The sequence below is a fragment of the Halodesulfovibrio aestuarii DSM 17919 = ATCC 29578 genome (genome assembly GCF_000384815.1).
Taxonomy (GTDB): domain Bacteria; phylum Desulfobacterota; class Desulfovibrionia; order Desulfovibrionales; family Desulfovibrionaceae; genus Halodesulfovibrio; species Halodesulfovibrio aestuarii.
This window is the reverse complement of record NZ_ARQF01000020.1, coordinates 239,563-258,236: the sequence shown is the minus strand read 5'-3', so window position 1 is coordinate 258,236 and position 18,674 is coordinate 239,563. Positions and strand designations below refer to the sequence as shown.

Annotated in this window: 17 protein-coding genes; 7 read left to right on the top strand and 10 right to left on the bottom strand. The window is 44.4% G+C overall.

Annotated elements, in window-relative coordinates:
* Window positions 1–474 precede the first annotated feature (474 nt).
* Window positions 475–1,824 (bottom strand): sigma-54-dependent transcriptional regulator, encoded by a 1,350-nt coding sequence (locus tag F461_RS0107175; RefSeq protein ID WP_020000474.1) that lies wholly within the window; start codon window positions 1,822–1,824, stop codon window positions 475–477.
* Window positions 1,825–1,922: 98 nt separating this feature from the next.
* Here F461_RS0107175 and F461_RS0107170 point away from each other — a divergent pair, with 98 nt between their 5' ends.
* The gene (locus F461_RS0107170) at window positions 1,923–2,834 is read left to right on the top strand and encodes a mechanosensitive ion channel family protein (RefSeq protein ID WP_020000473.1); all 912 of its coding nucleotides are present in this window, start codon (window positions 1,923–1,925) and stop codon (window positions 2,832–2,834) included.
* A gap of 34 nt (window positions 2,835–2,868) precedes the next feature.
* Here F461_RS0107170 and F461_RS0107165 read toward each other — a convergent pair whose 3' ends face one another.
* Complete coding sequence (locus F461_RS0107165) at window positions 2,869–3,714, bottom strand: hypothetical protein (protein WP_020000472.1); 846 nt, start codon at window positions 3,712–3,714, stop codon at window positions 2,869–2,871.
* A gap of 468 nt (window positions 3,715–4,182) precedes the next feature.
* Here F461_RS0107165 and F461_RS0107155 point away from each other — a divergent pair, with 468 nt between their 5' ends.
* The 4 genes from F461_RS0107155 to F461_RS0107140 all read left to right on the top strand — a co-directional run bounded on the left by F461_RS0107155 (window position 4,183) and on the right by F461_RS0107140 (window position 10,365).
* Window positions 4,183–5,919: a YeiH family protein gene (locus F461_RS0107155; RefSeq protein WP_020000470.1), complete on the top strand. Its 1,737-nt coding sequence runs from the start codon at window positions 4,183–4,185 to the stop codon at window positions 5,917–5,919.
* Window positions 5,920–6,023: 104 nt separating this feature from the next.
* Window positions 6,024–6,284 (top strand): hypothetical protein, encoded by a 261-nt coding sequence (locus tag F461_RS17320; RefSeq protein ID WP_143154783.1) that lies wholly within the window; start codon window positions 6,024–6,026, stop codon window positions 6,282–6,284.
* A 239-nt stretch (window positions 6,285–6,523) separates the two neighbouring features.
* Window positions 6,524–8,947: an ATP-binding protein gene (locus tag F461_RS0107145; RefSeq protein ID WP_020000468.1), complete on the top strand. Its 2,424-nt coding sequence runs from the start codon at window positions 6,524–6,526 to the stop codon at window positions 8,945–8,947.
* A 2-nt stretch (window positions 8,948–8,949) separates the two neighbouring features.
* A complete protein-coding gene (locus F461_RS0107140) occupies window positions 8,950–10,365 on the top strand; it encodes a sigma-54-dependent transcriptional regulator (protein ID WP_020000467.1) in 1,416 nt (471 codons plus the stop codon).
* A 289-nt stretch (window positions 10,366–10,654) separates the two neighbouring features.
* Here F461_RS0107140 and F461_RS0107135 read toward each other — a convergent pair whose 3' ends face one another.
* Entirely contained in the window at window positions 10,655–11,032 is a 378-nt protein-coding gene (locus tag F461_RS0107135) for a ferredoxin-thioredoxin reductase catalytic domain-containing protein (RefSeq protein ID WP_020000466.1), read from the bottom strand.
* Between the two features lie 611 nt (window positions 11,033–11,643).
* Here F461_RS0107135 and F461_RS17315 point away from each other — a divergent pair.
* Entirely contained in the window at window positions 11,644–12,240 is a 597-nt protein-coding gene (locus tag F461_RS17315; protein WP_020000465.1) for a GDSL-type esterase/lipase family protein, read from the top strand.
* A gap of 988 nt (window positions 12,241–13,228) precedes the next feature.
* On the top strand, window positions 13,229–13,987 hold the full coding sequence (locus tag F461_RS17310; RefSeq protein ID WP_020000462.1) for a C-GCAxxG-C-C family protein: 759 nt from the start codon (window positions 13,229–13,231) through the stop codon (window positions 13,985–13,987).
* 71 nt (window positions 13,988–14,058) lie between these two features.
* Here the strand turns inward: F461_RS17310 and F461_RS17305 are convergent, their stop codons facing one another.
* The 7 genes from F461_RS17305 to F461_RS0107080 form a co-directional block, all read right to left on the bottom strand.
* Complete coding sequence (locus F461_RS17305) at window positions 14,059–14,628, bottom strand: 4Fe-4S dicluster domain-containing protein (RefSeq protein WP_020000461.1); 570 nt, start codon at window positions 14,626–14,628, stop codon at window positions 14,059–14,061.
* Window positions 14,618–14,983 (bottom strand): hydrogenase maturation nickel metallochaperone HypA, encoded by a 366-nt coding sequence (gene hypA, locus F461_RS0107105; protein ID WP_020000460.1) that lies wholly within the window; start codon window positions 14,981–14,983, stop codon window positions 14,618–14,620. The genes F461_RS17305 and hypA overlap by 11 nt, the downstream gene beginning before the upstream one ends.
* A gap of 113 nt (window positions 14,984–15,096) precedes the next feature.
* Window positions 15,097–16,182: a hydrogenase large subunit gene (locus tag F461_RS0107100; protein ID WP_020000459.1), complete on the bottom strand. Its 1,086-nt coding sequence runs from the start codon at window positions 16,180–16,182 to the stop codon at window positions 15,097–15,099.
* A gap of 1 nt (window position 16,183) precedes the next feature.
* Window positions 16,184–16,711 carry an NADH-quinone oxidoreductase subunit C gene (locus F461_RS0107095; RefSeq protein ID WP_020000458.1) on the bottom strand — a complete coding sequence of 176 codons (528 nt, stop codon included), beginning with the start codon at window positions 16,709–16,711 and terminating at the stop codon, window positions 16,184–16,186.
* A complete protein-coding gene (locus tag F461_RS0107090) occupies window positions 16,704–17,228 on the bottom strand; it encodes a 4Fe-4S dicluster domain-containing protein (protein ID WP_020000457.1) in 525 nt (174 codons plus the stop codon). Before F461_RS0107090 ends, F461_RS0107095 begins: the two co-directional genes overlap by 8 nt.
* A gap of 7 nt (window positions 17,229–17,235) precedes the next feature.
* Entirely contained in the window at window positions 17,236–17,673 is a 438-nt protein-coding gene (locus F461_RS0107085; RefSeq protein ID WP_020000456.1) for an NADH-quinone oxidoreductase subunit B family protein, read from the bottom strand.
* Between the two features lie 11 nt (window positions 17,674–17,684).
* On the bottom strand, window positions 17,685–18,644 hold the full coding sequence (locus tag F461_RS0107080; RefSeq protein WP_020000455.1) for a respiratory chain complex I subunit 1 family protein: 960 nt from the start codon (window positions 18,642–18,644) through the stop codon (window positions 17,685–17,687).
* Window positions 18,645–18,674: the final 30 nt, after the last annotated feature.

The window sequence follows — 18,674 nt, the reverse complement described above, 5'->3', positions numbered from 1 at the left end:
ATATACGCTTATATGGTATTTGGAAATCAAAAAAGGCTTCATGACGCGCTGACGTCATGAAGCCTTTTCTGTTCCAGTGCCGAATGATGGATGGTGGTGGAAGAGGAGGTGGGTCCTCCGTGCGACACTGAAACTAAGTGAGAGGAGCACTATGTGTGGATCAACGTAACTCGGTTGCCGACGATTTACGTTACTGGATAGACAAATTGGAGGAGGTCCAAATAAGCCTAGTTACTGTTCAATTTACTATATCCAAATGTCGTGCCAAAATTGATTGTATGCATAATATGTTGAAATCTATTGAATAAAATTCTTTAGTTACAAAATGTATAAAAAATAAAAGCGTTGCAATGTGCAACGCTTTAAGAATTTTGGATTGAAAACCACTGTCATTTAGGGGAATGCAGCGAGGGTGTTGCGTAATGCAACGCGTTGCAAAGTGCAACATTAGAGGCGCGGAGTAATAGACTGATTTTACAAAGAATATTTTTTTAATTTCCGCCAAAGTGTAGCACGATCAATTCCTAATATTTTGGCAGCACTTGCCTTGTTGCCATCAACACTGTGAAGGACTTGTGTAATGTGTTCCTGTTCAACATCGGCCAAAGTTCTGTGCGTGTTGTTTGTGTGAGTCTTGCGTGTTCGTTTTGTGCCTATAGAAAATTCTTGTGGAAGGTGGGCTAGATGAATAGTTCCGCTGTCGCAGAGCACAACGGCACGTTCGATTATGTTTTCCAGTTCGCGAACGTTGCCCGGGTAAGAATGGCGCATTAAAGCGAGCATGGCATTTTCAGAAAGTCCTGTGACTTTTTTGCCAAATGTTTTGCAGTACTTTTCAATAAAGAAGTTACAGAACAAGGGGATATCGTCAGGGCGCTCGCGCAGAGCAGGTAAACGCAGAGTGAATACATTGAGACGATAGAAGAGATCTTGTCTGAACTGATTTTTTTCGACTAATTTTTCCAGATTACGGTGTGTTGCGGCTATGACGCGTACATCAATGGAGATGTCAGATGTCCCACCAACACGTGTAATAGTGCGTTCCTGAAGTACACGTAATAGCTGTACCTGCATATTTACGGGCATTTCACCGATTTCATCGAGAAGAAGGGTGCCGTTGTTAGCAGCTTCAAAAATCCCTTCTTTGGTGGACTGTGCGCCTGTGAAGGCACCTTTTTCGTGTCCAAAAAGTTCATTGGCAAGCAGCTCTGGGCTGAATACACCGGCGTTTATGGCATAAAAGCGTTTGTCCGCCCGTGAACTGAGCTTATGGATCATTTTGGCGACCATCTCTTTACCTGTACCTGTTTCTCCTTGAATGAGAACGGTGCAGTCGAGCGGAGCAATGCGGGCGATCTCTTTTTTAAGCTCCTGCATGGGCGCACTCTGGCCGATGAGTGTCGGCATTGTCTGCTGTTTTTTCAAGATTTGACGAAGTTCGTTAACTTCTGATTGCAGGAAGCATTTTTCCATTGCCTTATCAACAATAACAAGAAGATCGGCAGGGTTTTCAGGCAGTGATAAAAAATGGAATGCGCCCATTTGCATGGCGCGTACGGCAGCATCAACACGTGCGGCACGTGAGACTAGAATGACTTCTGTGTCGGGTGTGTTTGCTTTGATGGATTTAAGCAGGCTTTGCTTTTGTGCGTGGTGTTCTTCAAGCCCGGCAATGACTACTGCAAAATGTTCTTTTGTAAGAGTCGAACGTGTTTCATGATGAGTATGGACATGAATCACCTCATAGCCTGCAGCTTTCAAGAGTTCTGGAAGAGCTGCAAGGGAACCGTTATCTTTATCTACTACTAAAATATTGCGTCGCATATGTAATAAAAAGTAGTGGAGAGTAGCTATGAGGTCAATGGGTATGTACCGGAAGGAAAGAAGTTGCGCATGCTGTTCGCTGACGCTAATATAACGCTATGCTTAAAGAGATCATCTTATACTCACAAGGTCTTCCGGTATTGACGATATTGACAGCATTTTTCGGGGTGTTTGTCATTGTATGGGCGAAAAATAAAATTGATGATACCGAATCGCAGCGTCAGGAGCGAATTTCTTCTCTGGATAAATTTTTAGCGAAAAATACAGATAGCCCTGTGGATCGTCCAAATAGGCGGGCCCGTCGAAAGGCTATGGAGTCAATTGAGAACCGTTTTTCTATTATCCGTCGTATTTCGTTATTTGTTCTCATATTGATATGGATGATTGCACTGTTTTTTCCGTATATGGGTAGTATCCCGGCAACATACATATCTGTGTTTGCTGCATCTATCGGTGTTGTTGTGGGGATCATGGCTCGTCCGCTTATCGAGAACACTATTGCAGGGATGGTAATTTCCTTTTCTCAACCTTTCCGTGTTAATGATACTGTAATTGTTGACGGTCATTACGGGACTATTGAAGATATTACTACAATTCATACAGTGCTTAAGCTTTGGAACTGGAAACGGGTAATTTTCCCCAACAGTATGATGCTTTCACAGAAAGTTATTAATTATACGAAAACAGATTTATACCAATGGGTTAACATTGAATTTTTGGTTTCGTATGATTGTGATTTGGATAACGTGGAGCGGCTCGTTAAGCGTGCAGTGGTAAATTCCAACCATTTTGCTGATTATGAAGACCCGCGTTTTTGGGTGATCAGTATGGATGAGCGGAATTTTAAATGCTGGGTTGTGGCGTGGGCTGAAAATCCTCCTTCCGCATGGGAGCTTGGGCATGAAGTTCGATCCAAGATTATTAAGGTGTTCCACAAACATGAAATAAAGGCATCCAAGGTGGAGCTTAGTCTTTCACCGGAAGCTATAGAACAACCGCAATTGAAATAAAAAAAAGCTGCCGTAATCGGCAGCTTTTTTTTTATTAGAATGAAGCAATTTTGATCTTGGAAGGATCATTTGGATTTTTCATCAAAAATGCAAGAAAGAGCTGGCTGAGGGGAACGCTTGTATCATTCGGAAAGCTGTAGGACAGGGATAACTTTTTTGAACCATCAATAAAACTTTTTAAGTCTGCCTTGTAGTCAACAGCAGAGAGCTTTTGTAGCTCATGTTCGGCTTTTTTAATGGAATCTTCCTGTATGTTGTTGGCGGCTAAGAGCTTCTGAACTCCGCCGTTATTTTCCAGTGTAAACTCAAAAGAGTTCAGGGCGATATTGCGGACAAATGTTGTACCATCGACTTTGCCCTTTAGTTCGTAGAGCTTTGGATTAACTTTGAGTGCGAGGGTAGACGTAATGCTTCCTAGTTTTGGAATATCTATTGTTGAAATAGCGTGAACGTTTTCATCTTGAATGACGGAAGTTGTAGAAAGGTTAAGCTCAAGCACATCAGAGCCATATTGATTTGAAACAGGAGCAGTGAGCGGAATAAGAACGCCATTACAATGGATGGTCGTTTTACCTTGTTTCATATCTTGAGAAATAAGTGTCGCCAGTGAAGGTGATTTCGTAATGGTAAGATTTGTAATGGTAATAGCTTCTGAAGAATTATTGTTGCTCTTTTCATGGATTTTTAGGTCACTGTATTCAATCGACAAAATTCCGGCATCGATTTTATCGCATGTGACGGAAATCTTTTGTGAATTTGCATCCTTGAGCATTTTTGCTGCAAGCTCTTTGTTCTGTTTTATGAGTGCAAAAGAGCCGACGATAGCAGTTGCGCCGATAATGAGCAGGACAATAATCAGTATGTTTCGTTTGGTAGTCATAGTGTTAAACCTGGTAAGTAGAATCGTTGAACATTAATTTGTAAGTGCTTACTTAGTAGCTGATAGTGTTAAATCTATATGTCTGTCCAGACATAACATACTGTCATGTAGAGTTTTAACCGAAAAATCGCTGTTATTCTCTGCTCGCAGACATGGCGCATACTTCAGGAAGGGCTATTCATTATTTGTTGCAAAGTTGGGTTTGCAGTTCTTTATTATGCTGTATTTATTAGTTTTATATTTACTAGTGTGCATAATGGCCTGTTTTTTTGTGCAAACTTGAGTATGCATGTTCTTTATTGTCGTACGGGTAAATAAAGTTTTTTTACTGTAACATTCTGAAAACATGCGTGTTTTCTTTTGTGAAAGAAATGGCATTCTCTTTGCTAACTCACTGTCAAACCTTCAGGTTTTATTCGTGGGGTGTAACACAAATGGTAGTGCCAATTGCAAAGGAGGAAATGCATAATGGCTGAAGAAAAAAATATTGTAGTTGATGAGGGGAACTCAAAGATCTCCGATTTATGGCTTAAGGAAGATTACTGGGCTATTTGGCTTGGTGCTCTTATTTTACTTATTGGTAGCGTTATCTATTTTAACAATGCGCCTAAAGACCTTGATGCGAAGATTGCAGCTGCAAACTCTATAATGCAGGAACAGGCTGAGTATGCACCGTTTAAAACCGTTGCCTATTATGATGCTCAGGATAGTAAAGGTAAGCTGAAAGCTACAAGTTCTCCTGTTGGCAAGATGATCAAGTCTTGGACCAATAAGCCTCAAAAATGGAAATCTAACCCGCTTGACGCGTTCTACATGGACCAATCTACTGCAGATGCTCTGAACGCTAAATACAAACCTAAGTACGAAGCTGCTCAGGCCAAAACTAAGGCTGCCAAAACGGTAGCACTTGCTGCTCAGGAAGTTGCTGCACAAGCTTCCTTTACAAATGCAGCTCTTAATGACGAAGCTATTTCTCAAATTGCAACATGGCGTAAAGCTCGTCAGGCTTCCAGCAAAGCTAAAAAGAAAATCAAACATAAGCCATATAACTTGTTCCCTTCTCTTCTCGGACTTTGCCTTGCTATGGCACTTATGTTCTCTGTGGGTATCAAAGTTATGGGTAAAGATGCCGGCGGATTCCTTAAAGGCTTCTTTGCAGTATTCTTAGTAGGTGTTCTCGCATACCTCATGGGGTATCAGGCAACTATGAAGCATTATGGTATCGGCTATGCTGCATGGGCTATTGCAATTGGTATGCTCATCGCAAACACTGTTGGTACTCCTAACTGGATCAAACCAGCTCTTCAGGTTGAATACTACATTAAAACAGGTCTCGTACTTCTCGGTGCTGAAGTTCTCTTCAGTAAAGTTATTGCGATTGGTGTTCCAGGTATCTTTGTAGCGTGGGTTGTGACACCTGTTGTTTTGATTACGACCTTTATCTTCGGTCAGAAAGTAATCAAGATGCCTTCCAAGACCCTTAACATGGTAATCTCAGCAGATATGTCTGTATGTGGTACTTCTGCTGCTATTGCTACCGCTGCTGCTTGTCGTGCGAAAAAAGAAGAGCTTACTCTTTCAATCGGTCTTTCTCTCGTGTTCACCTCCATCATGATGATCGTGATGCCAGCAGTTATCAAAGCGACTGCAATGCCGCACGTTCTCGGTGGTGCATGGATGGGTGGTACCATTGACGCAACTGGTGCTGTAGCTGCTGCTGGTGCATTCCTTTCTGAGAAAGCAATGTTTGTTGCTGCAACAATTAAGATGATTCAGAACGTGCTTATCGGTGTGACAGCATTTTGTGTAGCAGTTTACTGGTGTACTAAAGTTGAAGCTGAAGCAGGCAAGAAAGTTGGCTGGATGGAAATCTGGCACCGCTTCCCTAAATTTGTTATCGGTTTTATCATCGCTTCTATCATCTTCTCAACTATCTACACCTCTCTTGGTTCCGACGCAGGCTTTGCGATGGTTGACCACGGTGTAATCCGCGGCTTCTCTAAAATCTTCCGCGGCTGGTTCTTCTGCCTCAGTTTTGCAGCAATTGGTCTTGCAACTAACTTCCGTGAACTTGCAGGGTACTTTAAAGGCGGCAAGCCGCTTATTCTGTATGTTTGTGGTCAGTCCCTTAACCTGATGCTGACTCTTACAATGGCATATCTCATGTTCTATGTGGTATTCCCAGAGATCACAGCAAAAATCTAAGTATATACATTTCAGGAGAGGCTCCGGCCTCTCCTGTCCTTAAGCAAAATAAATTTTCACCTTATCCGGTGTAACTACGCCGCATAAGGAACGGGAACATGACAATGGATAAGACAAGCGCAGCTTATAGATGGACCAAGTTTGTAGCCGGACTCGCAATCTTTTGGTCGTTCACGTACGTGATTTGTCCTGCTATTACCGCAAGCTCTGAGGATTTTACCACAATGGCAAAGTTCATTGACGATAGCGGGATTGAAACAGGTGAATTTTATTATACTGATATAGAAGTTTGCGGAGAAGCCGACCTAGGTGCCCGCTCGACATTTGAGCATATGCCCCGCTCAATGAATGTGGTCGCAAAGTAGCGTCGTTTTACTTGCTTGTTTATTGTCCGAGACCCCGTGGTGCACACTCTACGGGGTTTTTTATGTTTAAACTGACTTATTACAGTGTGGCGCAAATTTGGCCCTGCATTGAGTTGTAGCCCCATAGATTCTACGCTACGGTGCCTTTTCTTTATGTGCTTGCAACCGCGAGTATGTATGTAATTTGACGCTTTGCTGCACAACGTTACGCGTCTTAGTTTTTGGAGATACACATCCGTATGTTTTTTCGTAAGCCGTATTCTTTGCAAAAGCAGTTCTTAAGTGGACTTGCCGTGGCATCTCTTGTGCTCGGGATAATGTTTGCCATTGGCTTCTACATTCATATGCGGACAGTTTTGGAAGATGAAGTTGAGGCAAAGGCTACACTTACGTTTACACAGGTGGATGCTGTCCAGAACTATGTGCGAAAGGTACTACGGCCTAAGATGTACGAAATGATCCCCGGTACGTTCGTTATCGAGGCCATGAGCTCTTCGTATATTTCCCGAAGTGTCATGGAGCATTTTAAGGGAGACCATGGATATCTGTACCGCCGTGTGGCTATTAATTCCCGTAATCCGCAATTTGAAGCCAATACGCTTGAGCGTGGTTTAGTGGAATATTTCCGAGAGCATCCTGGCGAAAGACTTTGGAAAGGGTATAAAGATATAGCAGAGCAGCGTTACTATGTAATGGCACGCCCTGTTACGTATGTTGAAAGCTGTATGCGTTGTCACGGTGATATTAATGATGCTCCTGAGGAAGTGGTTCAGCAGTATGGGGAACGCGGCTTTAATAAGGATGTGGATTCGATCGGCGGGGTGGACTTGGTAGGCGTTAATGTCATGGCAAGCCTCGGACAATTGCAAAAGATTATTATTGGTTATTTTGCCTTCTTTGTTGTGGGGGCGGTTGTGTTTTTCTCCATAACCAATGTGCTTTTTAAAGTGATTGTGGTGGATAATATTAAGCGAATTTCCACCGTGTTCCGTTCAAATCTTGAAGAAACAGGCGGTACAGAACTGCTGGACAGCCTTGTAGAGCAAGATGAGATTGAGGAACTTGAGTCAGGACTGCTTGAGCTAAACAACCATTTATTTTCTGCCCGTGCACAGCTGAAAGAGTATGCAGAAAATCTTCGGGAAATGGTTGAAGAGCGTACGCAGGAATTGACGCACGAAGCACTGGAGCGTCGTTCAGATGTTGCTTTGTTTATTACAATGCTTTCACTTATGCAGAAGAGTCGCTCCCGTGGTGAGTTGCTGAATCTTGCAATGCCTGAAATTGGCAACCGTTTCCGCGCCACAACGGTTACGTATATCTGTACCTTTGCTTCAAATAACAGTTATTCATGGCCTGATGGTGCAGAGGCTCAAAAACTTCCTGATGATTGGCTCTATGTAATCACCGAAAGTGGAATTAAATTTGAAGATAACCGTATCATTATTTCTGTAGAGTCCAGTGCGGGTAATGCAGAAGGTGTGTTGATCTTGTACTGGGATGATCCTCGATACGTTGCGTTGCAGGATCAGGGATTGATGCGCGCTCTTGGCAGACAGCTTGGTGCTGCAGGAGAAAACCTTGTGGCACTCGATAATATGATGCGTCAGATGCAGACCCTGCAAACTATTGTTGAAGGTATTACTGATCCGCTTGTGCTGATGGATTCATCCTGCAATTTGCTTACGGCGAACCAAGCTGCATGCAATCTTTCTGCGGAATTCAGCGGAGGTCATGATACCAGCGGTAATATTCTTTCCATGTTGTCAGCTTATAATGCTACGGGTGGCTGTTCCATGCAGCTTGCCCTTTCCCGGAAAGTTCCGTTTGTGGATGAGGTTGTTGTGGATGATAGCCGCACATTTGCTATAGGTATTTATCCCGTTATTCAGGGGAATAATCTTCCTGATCGTGTTGTTGTACATGTGCGCGAAGTTACGCGTGAAAAACGAATGATTGCCCAGATGCAGCAGCATGAAAAACTGGCGACAATCGGTAAGCTTGCGGCAGGCCTTGCGCATGAGATTAACAACCCACTGGGTGTGATTCTTTGCTATGCAGAACTATTGAAAGACGATGCTGAAGATGCTCAACAAACTCAGGATATTGATATTATTTTGCGTCATACCCGTCATGCACAACGGGTGCTGCGCGATTTGCTTGATTTTGCCCGCCCGAAGGTAAGCCATAAGGGCGTATCGAATATCGCGCTGGTTGTGCAGAATATAACAGAGGTTTTTTCTGTTCAGGCTGCAGTAAAAAAAGTAGAGCTCACGGCATCCGTCATGACAGACAATTCCTTTGTCGCAATGGGGGAACATGAACTGGAGCAGGTTCTTTCCAACCTTGTGCTGAATGCTCTAGACGCTGTGGAAGAGAGAAATGGACATATTCACCTGAGTGTCGTTCAGCAGGGTGATGCTGTTGTGGTTAGCGTTGAGGATAACGGCGAAGGTATTTTGCCGGAAAACATGCATAGAATTTTTGATCCATTTTTTACAACAAAAGGCCCCGGTTCCGGTACAGGTCTCGGGCTCGCTATTGTGTACGGCATGGTGACTGACCTTGGCGGCAAAGTTGAAGCGAATTCAAGCATAGACTTTGGCGGGGCTAAATTCGTAGTGCAGCTTCCGGCTGCAACACCATGTGACTTTGGAGAATAGTAGTGGAACTATCAGGTGTAAAACTAACTATATTGCTTGTTGATGACGAGCGGGATTTTGCCCGTGGGTTGCAGCGTCTGATTGTGCGTAAGTTTCCGGATTTTGAAGTGCTGCTTGCCCATACGGGCGAAGCTGCTCTTGATGTTTTGAAATCAACGCACGTGGATATCATGCTTACGGATATGCTTATGCCGGGAATGACCGGCATGGATTTGCTTCCACTTGCATTGGAGCAGCGTCCTGATCTTTCAATGGTGATGCTCACTGCACATGGTACTATTGAACTGGCTGTTCAGGCTGTAAAGCAAGGTGCGTATGATTTTTTGACTAAGCCTGTTGAGCCGGCCGAATTATTTAGAGTCGTGGCTAAAAGTCAGGAACGCGCAACACTGATGAACGAGAACAGACTGTTAAAAGAACAAGTGCGCTCTTTTAGTACTTCCGGAGAGCTTATAGGCGAATCTCCAGCCATGCAGCAGCTTAAGCTTTCTATTCAGGCTGTGGCGCATTCGGATTATACCGTGCTGGTTCGTGGTGAATCCGGAACCGGTAAGGAGATGGTCGCACGGATGATTCATCAGTTGAGCCCTCGCACTGAGAAGAACTTTTTAAGTATTAACTGTCCGGCTATACCGGAGCAGCTGCTTGAGAGCGAACTCTTCGGATATGTAAAAGGTGCATTTACTGGTGCTGATAAAGATCACAAGGGACTTTTTGCTACAACAGATGGAGGCACTCTGCATTTAGATGAGATTGGCGATATATCTTTCAAGGTGCAGACAAAGTTGCTTCGGGTGTTGCAGGAAGGTGAGATACGTCCCGTAGGCGCAAACCACAATGAACAAGTGGATGTTCGTGTGGTAGCCTCAACAAATCAGGAACTGGAAAAGCGGATTCAGGATAAGGCTTTTCGTGAGGATCTGTATTATCGCTTGAATGTCCTTACCGTTACAATTCCGCCGTTGCGTGAACGTGTAACGGATATTCCATTGCTGACGCATCATTTTTTACGCCAATCCTGTAACGAAATGGGGTTGGCGGAAAAAGGCATTGAGTCGGATGTATTAACGTATCTTTCAACAAAACAATGGCATGGAAATGTACGTGAACTGCAAAACTATGTTCGCCGTCTGACTGTGTTTTGCTCCGGAAATACAGTGGATATGAGCGTCGTGCGTCTTGTAGATACCGGTACTTCATCTACTGTTGTTGCTAACGAAAGCGGCTTATCCGGTTTTATCCAATATAAGGAAGCAAAAAGCACAGTTATTGATGAGTTTACGCAAGCATATGTGTCTGATCTGCTTAAAAGCACAAGAGGAAACATTTCGGAAGCTGCAAGAGTGTCCGGCTTATCCCGCGTGGCACTCCAGAAAATTCTGGCTCGGCTTATGATGGATGCTGCAACTTTTAGGTAAAAGTTACTTGCAACACAGACTGTCTTATTGCAGAATTTATGTGCTTTTACGGCAGTATTGTCTGCCGCTAGTCATATGGTTTGCAGGCTTTCACTATTGTGGTGGAAGCCTCTTTTTTTGGGAAGGCGGCAGGTGGCAGGCGGGACTGATATTCAATGTTAGGCAGGGGGTGTACGGGATAGTTTGTTTGGGCTGGAATGCATGAGGCATAATAGAAGATTGTCTATATAAAAAAAGTCCCCGGAGTTGCCTGTCTACGGGGACTATTGAAATCGTACATAAGGAAATTCTATTTCGGTGCGTTATATTTTTCCGGTGCAGGATCTTTTGTCACACCATAGGTTGCAAGACCTTCGTGACCTTCCGGAAGGTGTTCTGTTACTGGCATTCCATCTTCGTTAACGAAGAGCATACAGTGACAGTACTTGTATTTTTTCATGTCGTTACATGGACAGAGCCATGTGCGGGATTTAATTTCTTCTGCTTTGTCCGGGTAAAAACGGCATGGACAGAGAGGTTTCCCTAGTGTCTCAATATTATTTGCAAGGCCTGTTACCACCGCATCGGTAACTTCTGCCATTGAGTGGGTGGTAAGCCCCGTTTTTGTGCAATATTTTGCAACGTAGTTGCGCACACGTTTAATATGCTCTTCTGTTGGTTCGCTCATTTTGGTGTCCTGAAAAATTATTTGGCGGGATATAATCCCGTTAGATTTGGTAAGTATTTTGTGGTGCGCTGTCAAGCATTGAACGGTGCAGGAACCAGCTTAAATTCCAAGAATATTTCATAATGTCCTGTAAAGAATTACATCTTGTTCTGTCTTATAGGTGTTAGCTTTGTTATAAGTTAAATTCCGTCTTCGAAAGTATGAATTGTGCGGCGGGCCGCTTGCTAAGAAATGTACTGGTACAGTTGTAGAAATGTATTTTTTATTTTTGTGCAGTGTTGTCTACATTGAGAAGTGTTGTTCCGGACTCAAAGCGTGAGAAATAAAGTCCAGCAGAAAAACTGAAATGTGGCTGTAAAAATAAAAAAATTGATATTGAAATCCGGTGGCTAGACAATTGAACAAGAATAGCGTTAAGTACACTATCGGATAGTCTCCACTACGTTATAGCCTTGCTCACCATCGTTGTATAATGCAAGGCAACGTTTAAGTTTTTCCAAGGATAACAATCGGTGGGGGGGAACTCCGTCCTTCTGTGGTTATACGTGCTGATAAACCTATTTGAGCACTATTCTAATTTTTTTTGAAGTAGGATTGGAACAGGTGAGAGTATGAAAACTTTTTTCTTTTTTGGCGATTCGTTAACTCTCGGTGTTAATGACCCGTCATTACGTGGGTGGATTGGTCCGTTAAGCTTGGTGTCCGGTGTTCCGGTACCTCCTGCTACGTTTTACAATCTGGGTGCGCGTAAACACACCAGCACGTCAATAGCTAAGCGTTGGAAGTCGGAAGTTGAAGCCAGACTAATTCCTGAAAGTAAGCCACGCCTGTTGTTCTCCTTTGGTGTTGTTGATATGGCCGCACCGGCAGGAAAACAAAATCTTTCTATAGAAGCTTCTGTTGAAAACGCACGGACTATTCTTGTTGAAGCTGTGGAGACCTACGGCAAAAGGAATGTCATTATGGTTAGCCCGTTTCCTGTTGTGAATCTGGAGCATCGGGAGCGAATCGGCAAGCTTTCCGCATCATATTATGATATGTGTGCGGATTATGATATTTCGTATGTTGACGTATTTACAAAGCTTTCAGAACACGAACCGTATTTGAATAACTTGTCTGATGGCATTCATCCTGATGAAGATGGCAATGCGATTATTGCCAGTGTCCTTCATGAACATGAACATATTGTGTTGTGGATGAACAGCTAATGATTCTTTAAGACGTTTAACGGGTGCTATGTATTGTCGAAAGGCAAGCCCGAATGTGGTATATGAAAAGGCTGTGCAGGGTGCACGGCCTTTTTTTTTCAAAAAACAATCATGTTAACTGGTCATATTATACTTTTTTTATTGAATAAAAACCTTCCATAAAAATTTTTTATGGAAAAGGTGAATTCTTTGAATTTTACTTTCTAGCTGCTGAGACATACAAGTAATTCAACGGAGGGAACGAAGATGAAATACATTAAAAGCGCATGGAAACGATTTGAAGACGCATTAGTAGAAGCAACCTTTGCACAAGGTGGTTGTGGAAGAATTTGTACTGGCTGTAATCGTTGCAGAAAGTAGAAAAAGCGCCTGTAGGCGCTTTTCTTTTTTTATCTGAATAGAAAAGTAGACGTAGTGAAAATTTTCACTATTGATTATTTTTTTCCAATTTCGTTTTTACAAATACATATTGTAGATAATTATCCTGTAAAACATGTTTTACAGGTTTTTTTGTGTCCAAATTTATAATGAATAGAGTCAAAAATTGAAAGTATAGAGCAAAAATATGCACGCAAGGTATAACTTAAAAAGATAGTTCAGATGTTTTTGTCTGTTTATATTTCAATAACAGCCCGTGACAAAAGGGGAAAATGGTTTCATGAATTTTTTTTATGAAAAAGCTAAAAAGTTTGAATTTTACTTCGAAGACGGTCAGGCATAGTTACCTCCTCAACGGAGGAAATAACCATGAAATACATTTTGAGTGCTTGGAAAAAATTAGAAGATGCTTTGGTAGACGCAACTTTTGCGCAAGCTGGTTGCGGACCCATGTGTACTGGCTGCAAACGTTGCAGAAAGTAAAAAGTGCCGAAAGGCACTTTTTTTTTGCCTGATGAAAAGTTTCTACGTGTAGCGCTTGACTTTGTTTGCTTATGACGGGAACAACTAAGTGTTTTAGATAGTACTCGAAAATCAGGTAGGAGAGATGATGTCACTTTCATCAGAAAACCAAGAACAGGAAGTAATAGTGCCGATTGCTGTTGCACCTGTTAACCGTAATAATAAGACAATATTGGAAACAACGTTTCCTGATTGTCCGTTGTGGCAGCCGCATTCAGTTGATCCGGCAGTAGCCGAACGTATGGCATATGATGGTTGTAATGGGGGCTACGGCTGTTGTTATGCTGCCTTCTACAGCATTATCGGCCAGATGGCTGAAAAGCACGGCGCACCGTATAAAGATTTTCCGTTTCATGTCATGAAAGCAGGACGTTCCGGAGTCGGCGGCTGGAAGTCAACCTGTGGAGCATTGCTTGGTGCCGCTTTCGCCTATGGCCTTTTTTACGAGAAAAAAGAGCATAATGAGCTTGTACGGGAACTGTTCTACTGGCACGACACCACCGCGTTACCAATCTACCGCCCAAAAACAAATTGTAAGCTGGACGTAGATCTTCCAACCAGCATTAGCGATTCCGTTTTGTGTATAACTTCGAAAACTTGTTGGGCATACTCTTCCGGTTTTCCGATCAAATCTAAAGAATCTTCAGAACGTTGTGCACGGCTCACCGCAGATGTTGCCCGCAAGGCCATAGAAATTTTAAATGCAAAAATAGATGGAACCTTCGTTCCAACAGCCGACAAGAATGCCGGTATGAAATATGAAATAAATGCTTCTTCAGTGAAGGATGATCCTGCATCCGTTATTCTGGTGAAGCAACCTGAGTTTCGGCCTGTTAAGGCCAGCTAGGCTGAAAGCAGAAGAAAAGGGCGTACCCAGATGGGTACGCCCTTTTCTTACTTTTAGGGGACTAGCTAGTGCTAGTTAACAGACTGAGCATCAGCGGCGTTTGCATCAATGCAGCAACGAGCAGCTTCTTCAGCTTTCTGAGCCTGATATTCGTGGATTTCCACAAATTTGATTGCGCCGAACTTACATGCTTTTGCACATGCTGTGAGTTCTTCGCCATTCTTTGCACGCCACTCGGAGCACTGGTCGCATTTGATAGCAACTTTGCGGGAAGTAGGTGTAGCGTCGCCGATAATTGGTTCGTTGTGAGCAACGTTGATTGCGCCAAACGGACAAACCATTACGCACATTTTACAACCTACACAGAGCTGCTGACGAACACGAACCATGCCTGGCTCACGAACGAGAGCCGCGGTAGGACAAACACGTGCACATGGTGCATTGTGGCACTGGTGGCACTGTACAGGCACTTTAGCTTTTTCAATGTTGCATACTTTGATGCGGCTTAAGCTTGTAGCCTTGTTCTTAATGATTTCTTTACGGGTGAGGTTGGTGTGTGCTTCTACACAAGCGATTTCACATTTTTTACAGCCTTTGCATTTTTCTGCATCAACAACCAGTGCGTACTCTTTAGTTTCCATAAGAATCATCCTTATTAACAGGTTCCACTTCGAGGCTCTTAACTTGTAGTTCTCGACCGGTAACCATTGTGAGATTTGTATTGGAACATCGGGGACATGTGTCCGCGAGACGTTGTTCGAACGTGTAATGACATTCGCTGCATTTCCAGCTTGTGGGAACGTCTATAAATGTCAGTTTTACACCTTTAAGAGGCGTTTTCTCTGTGCAGACTTCGAAGCATCCTTCAAGGGTATGCTTTTCTATGCAGGTATGCTGACCAACTTCTATGCGAATTTCACGTACGATTACGTCTTTATCTTTTACGGTCTCGTTAACGATGGTGATCATACTCTGGGTTATAGCTAATTCATGCATCAGATTTTTCCTCTTAATCTACTTAACTCTGTTGCTTCTGTGCGTCGGTTCAAGCTTGTGTAACAAGATTATAACCACGCAGTCGGCAAACAGATATACCTATAAACTGACCGTTATCGCTCTGTACAAGAGAGGCAAGGGTCAATGCTGTTTACGATAAGTGCGATATCCGCCACTTTCGCTTTATTCAGCATTACGCGTAGACCTTCCCAGTTTACGTAGGTTGGTACGCGCCACTTAAGGCGTTCAGGGTACATGGTACCGTTAGTACGCATGTAGTAGATTAGTTCGCCGCGTGGTGCTTCGGAACGAGCCACTGCCTGACCTGCTGGGATATCCGGAAGCGGATCGCAGCAGATTGGGCCTTTAGGCATCTGATCGAGGCACTGTTCGATAAGGCTGATGGATTCAAAAATCTCATCAAGACGCACAAGTGCACGAGATCGAACATCGCAGTCTTCGCCGAGAATAACATTGAACTTAAGCTTGTCGTATGCAGCGTACGGGGTTTCTTTACGGACATCGTTGTCGATGCCGGAACCACGGGCTACAGGACCACCAAGACCGTATTCGATGGCAGCTTCCGGAGGAAGGATGCCAACGCCTTTGGTTCGTGCTTTAACCTGCGGGTGAGTTGCATACATGTGTCTGAACTCTTCAACAGGCTTTTTCAGTTCATTAAGAGTCTTGCGAAGGTACACTTCGATTTCGTCATCAATGTCGTACTTGGCTCCGCCGATAGTGTTGGCGGAAATGTCCATGCGGTTACCCCAGATGGACTCTTTGAGATCCTGCATGGTTTCACGAACTTCCATGGCATGCATGAAGAGTGTGTTGAAACCGATAACGTGCAGGCCGATACCCACGTTAAACATGTGTGAAGCAATGCGTTTTACTTCGTCTGCAATAACGCGCAGGTACTGACCGCGTTCAGGAACCTGAATTTTCGCGATGTTTTCCAGCGCCATGCAGTATGTCAGCGGGTGGTTGTTGGAACAGAGGGAACATACGCGTTCTGTGAGCACGATGTTCTGGAAAAAGTTACGCTCAAGCGCAAGGCTTTCCATACCACGGTGAGCGTGTCCTGCGAACATTTCGATGGACTGAACGATCTCACCTTTCACGTCCACCTGAAAGTACATTGGCTCTTCGAGCGCAACGTGCAGTGGACCAACCGGAATAGTGTATGTGTTAGACATGCTAGCTCTCCTCTCCTTTTTCACCCATAATTTTTTCCCACAGTGAGTTGGTAGACGCACTGTTGGTCATGGTGGAAAGAGGAACAAGGCGTTCCATTGCTTCGGATTTTACAGCATCGTGCAGGAACAGCGGACGCGGATTTGGGTGGTTGCTCACGGTAATACCGTAGCTTTCTGCCATTTCGCGTTCAGTCCAGTCTGCAGACTTATGCCAATGAGTAATGGAAGGCACAGTCGGTTCAACTCCGGTAGGCAGTACGGTAACAGTGACAGTAAGGCCTTTCATAACAAAGTGGTAGCACACTTCGTGGAAGGCTTTAGCGTCTTCTGCTTTAGCGTTACATGCGGAGATAGTCACAAGGCGACCTTCCGGCAGAATTTTTTCTGCCAGGAAAGGAAGGTCTGAAACATCGTTAAGCGTAATCCAGCCGAACTGGTTATCTTTAAGATCAGTAGTCCAGCTAAGTTTCGCGCCGTTAGGTATTTTATCAACGAGCGTTATGACTCGCTGTTTCATTGTATTAATCATGGATATGAGCTCCAAACTGTTGAGCAGATTTCTGTCTTCTGCACTCTGGACAAAGTCCGTAGATGGTCTCGAGTTCCTTGGTTGGTGTACCGTAGATGTGGTCAAGCATTGCATGCGGCATATTAGGCATGGCCTGATTACATTCAGTACAACGCGCGTACGCGACGAACTCTTGTTCTTTCATCTTGTACTTGTCTTCATTGCAATGCGCTGTAGACCAGTCATTGGTTAGACGAATTGCCTTCGTTGGACAGTAATGCTGGCACATCCCGCAGAAAGTGCAGGTGTTATGCCATACGTAAAAGTCCTTACCGGAGCCGTCTTCGCGTTCTACATGTTTGATTGCGTTACCAGCACAAACAGTTGCACAAACACCGCAGCCGACACAGGAGTCAGGGTCAATAGTGACCTTGCCGCGAAGCCGGGCTGGAGTGAAGGTTTCACCGAACGGAAACGGGTCGGTGGAAGGGCCTTGCTTCAGGTTGTTCCAAAGAACTTTAAAGATACTAAGCACCATTACCCCCTTAGATCCGTGTTTTCCAAATATCCAGCGCCATTGCTACACCTTCAAGAATAGCCTGAGGGCGAGGAGGACAACCCGGTACATTCACATCAACAGGAATAATATCGTCCAGCATAATCGGTACAGAATAGCTGCCACGGAACACGCCGCCGGAAATAGGGCAAATGCCCACAGCAACGGTTACCTTTGGCTCTGGAATCTCTTCATATACACGCAGCACTTTATCTTTAACCATAGCGGTCACAGGGCCGGTGATAAGAACAATATCAGCATGCTTCGGGCTGCCGCAGTATTTGCAGCCGAGGCGTTCAACGTCGTAGCGCGGAATAAGCGCTGTGGTAGCAAGTTCAACGTCACAGCCGTTACAGGAGCCCGCGTTAATACGGTACAGCCACGGAGAACGGACAGCCTTGCTTTTAATAGAATCGATAATAGACATATCAGCTTTCCTTATTTGAGCAGAAGGGTCAGTCCAAGACTCACGTATGCCAGTACTGACGGGTACTTGAGGTAGAACTTGAAGGTCTGGTCAGTACGCAGGCGTCCGGTAGCAGTGCGAACAATGGTAACGGACACAAGCATAAGCATGAAGCATTTGAAAATGAACCATGCAAGGTTGGCCAGGGCGCCGCCCGGGATAGTGCCCGGGAAGAAGAGTGTCACGCCGAGACCCATAACAACAACCAGTTTGAGCGCGCTCGCGAGGTTGAACATGGCGAGTAACGGACCGGAGTACTCAAGCAGCGGGCCTTCAAGCAGTTCCGGCTCAGCTTCCGGAAGGTCAAATGGAACTGCGCCCATTGTACCCGGAATAAAGCAGAGAAATGCAATGAAAGCAGGGATCATGCTCAGGCTTAAGCCGAAGGAGCCATTTGCATGCTGGTACGATACAACCTGTGCAAGGGAGAACTCAGAGCCGTCAGCGCCGCCTGCTTTGAGTGCAACAGTGAGAAGCACAACAAGCAGAGGGATTTCATACGCGAACATGAGTACCATTTCACGGGAAGTACCGATTGCACCGTACGGAGAGCTGGACGCGGAACCTGCGAGCATAAATGCAATTGCAGGAATCGGCAGCAAGTACAGCAGCATCAGCATATCACCAAGACCGGTAGCACCGTTCCATACACCTGGAACAGGGATGAGCATTGCCGCTACCATCATGCCCATAAAACCGAATACAGGAGCAAATTTGAAGATTGCTTTGTTTGCGGTGTCAGGGATGATTGTCTCTTTCTGGCTTAACTTAATGATGTCGTAGAAAGGCTGAAGGATCGGAGGACCTACGCGGCGCTGGAGGCGTGCGCAGATCTTACGGTCAAATCCTTTCAGGAGAAGTCCCAGAAGCAGAGCAAAAAGTCCGCCCGGGAATATGAGTAAGTGAAAGCTATGTGTAAGCATATCTAACATGACTATTTTTTCCTTCTACCGGAAAGGAAC

What these genes read in the sequence shown, in the direction of transcription:
- F461_RS17310 (WP_020000462.1), top strand. Translation starts at nt 13,229, where the DNA reads ATGTCACTTTCATCAGAAAACCAAGAACAGGAAGTAATAGTGCCGATT.
- F461_RS0107095 (WP_020000458.1), bottom strand. Translation starts at nt 16,711, where the DNA reads ATGATTAATACAATGAAACAGCGAGTCATAACGCTCGTTGATAAAATA.
- F461_RS0107155 (WP_020000470.1), top strand. Translation starts at nt 4,183, where the DNA reads ATGGCTGAAGAAAAAAATATTGTAGTTGATGAGGGGAACTCAAAGATC.
- F461_RS0107090 (WP_020000457.1), bottom strand. Translation starts at nt 17,228, where the DNA reads ATGGTGCTTAGTATCTTTAAAGTTCTTTGGAACAACCTGAAGCAAGGC.
- F461_RS0107135 (WP_020000466.1), bottom strand. Translation starts at nt 11,032, where the DNA reads ATGAGCGAACCAACAGAAGAGCATATTAAACGTGTGCGCAACTACGTT.
- F461_RS17320 (WP_143154783.1), top strand. Translation starts at nt 6,024, where the DNA reads ATGGATAAGACAAGCGCAGCTTATAGATGGACCAAGTTTGTAGCCGGA.
- F461_RS0107085 (WP_020000456.1), bottom strand. Translation starts at nt 17,673, where the DNA reads ATGTCTATTATCGATTCTATTAAAAGCAAGGCTGTCCGTTCTCCGTGG.
- F461_RS0107175 (WP_020000474.1), bottom strand. Translation starts at nt 1,824, where the DNA reads ATGCGACGCAATATTTTAGTAGTAGATAAAGATAACGGTTCCCTTGCA.
- F461_RS0107145 (WP_020000468.1), top strand. Translation starts at nt 6,524, where the DNA reads ATGTTTTTTCGTAAGCCGTATTCTTTGCAAAAGCAGTTCTTAAGTGGA.
- hypA (WP_020000460.1), bottom strand. Translation starts at nt 14,983, where the DNA reads ATGCATGAATTAGCTATAACCCAGAGTATGATCACCATCGTTAACGAG.
- F461_RS0107170 (WP_020000473.1), top strand. Translation starts at nt 1,923, where the DNA reads ATGCTTAAAGAGATCATCTTATACTCACAAGGTCTTCCGGTATTGACG.
- F461_RS0107100 (WP_020000459.1), bottom strand. Translation starts at nt 16,182, where the DNA reads ATGTCTAACACATACACTATTCCGGTTGGTCCACTGCACGTTGCGCTC.
- F461_RS17305 (WP_020000461.1), bottom strand. Translation starts at nt 14,628, where the DNA reads ATGGAAACTAAAGAGTACGCACTGGTTGTTGATGCAGAAAAATGCAAA.
- F461_RS0107165 (WP_020000472.1), bottom strand. Translation starts at nt 3,714, where the DNA reads ATGACTACCAAACGAAACATACTGATTATTGTCCTGCTCATTATCGGC.
- F461_RS17315 (WP_020000465.1), top strand. Translation starts at nt 11,644, where the DNA reads ATGAAAACTTTTTTCTTTTTTGGCGATTCGTTAACTCTCGGTGTTAAT.
- F461_RS0107080 (WP_020000455.1), bottom strand. Translation starts at nt 18,644, where the DNA reads ATGTTAGATATGCTTACACATAGCTTTCACTTACTCATATTCCCGGGC.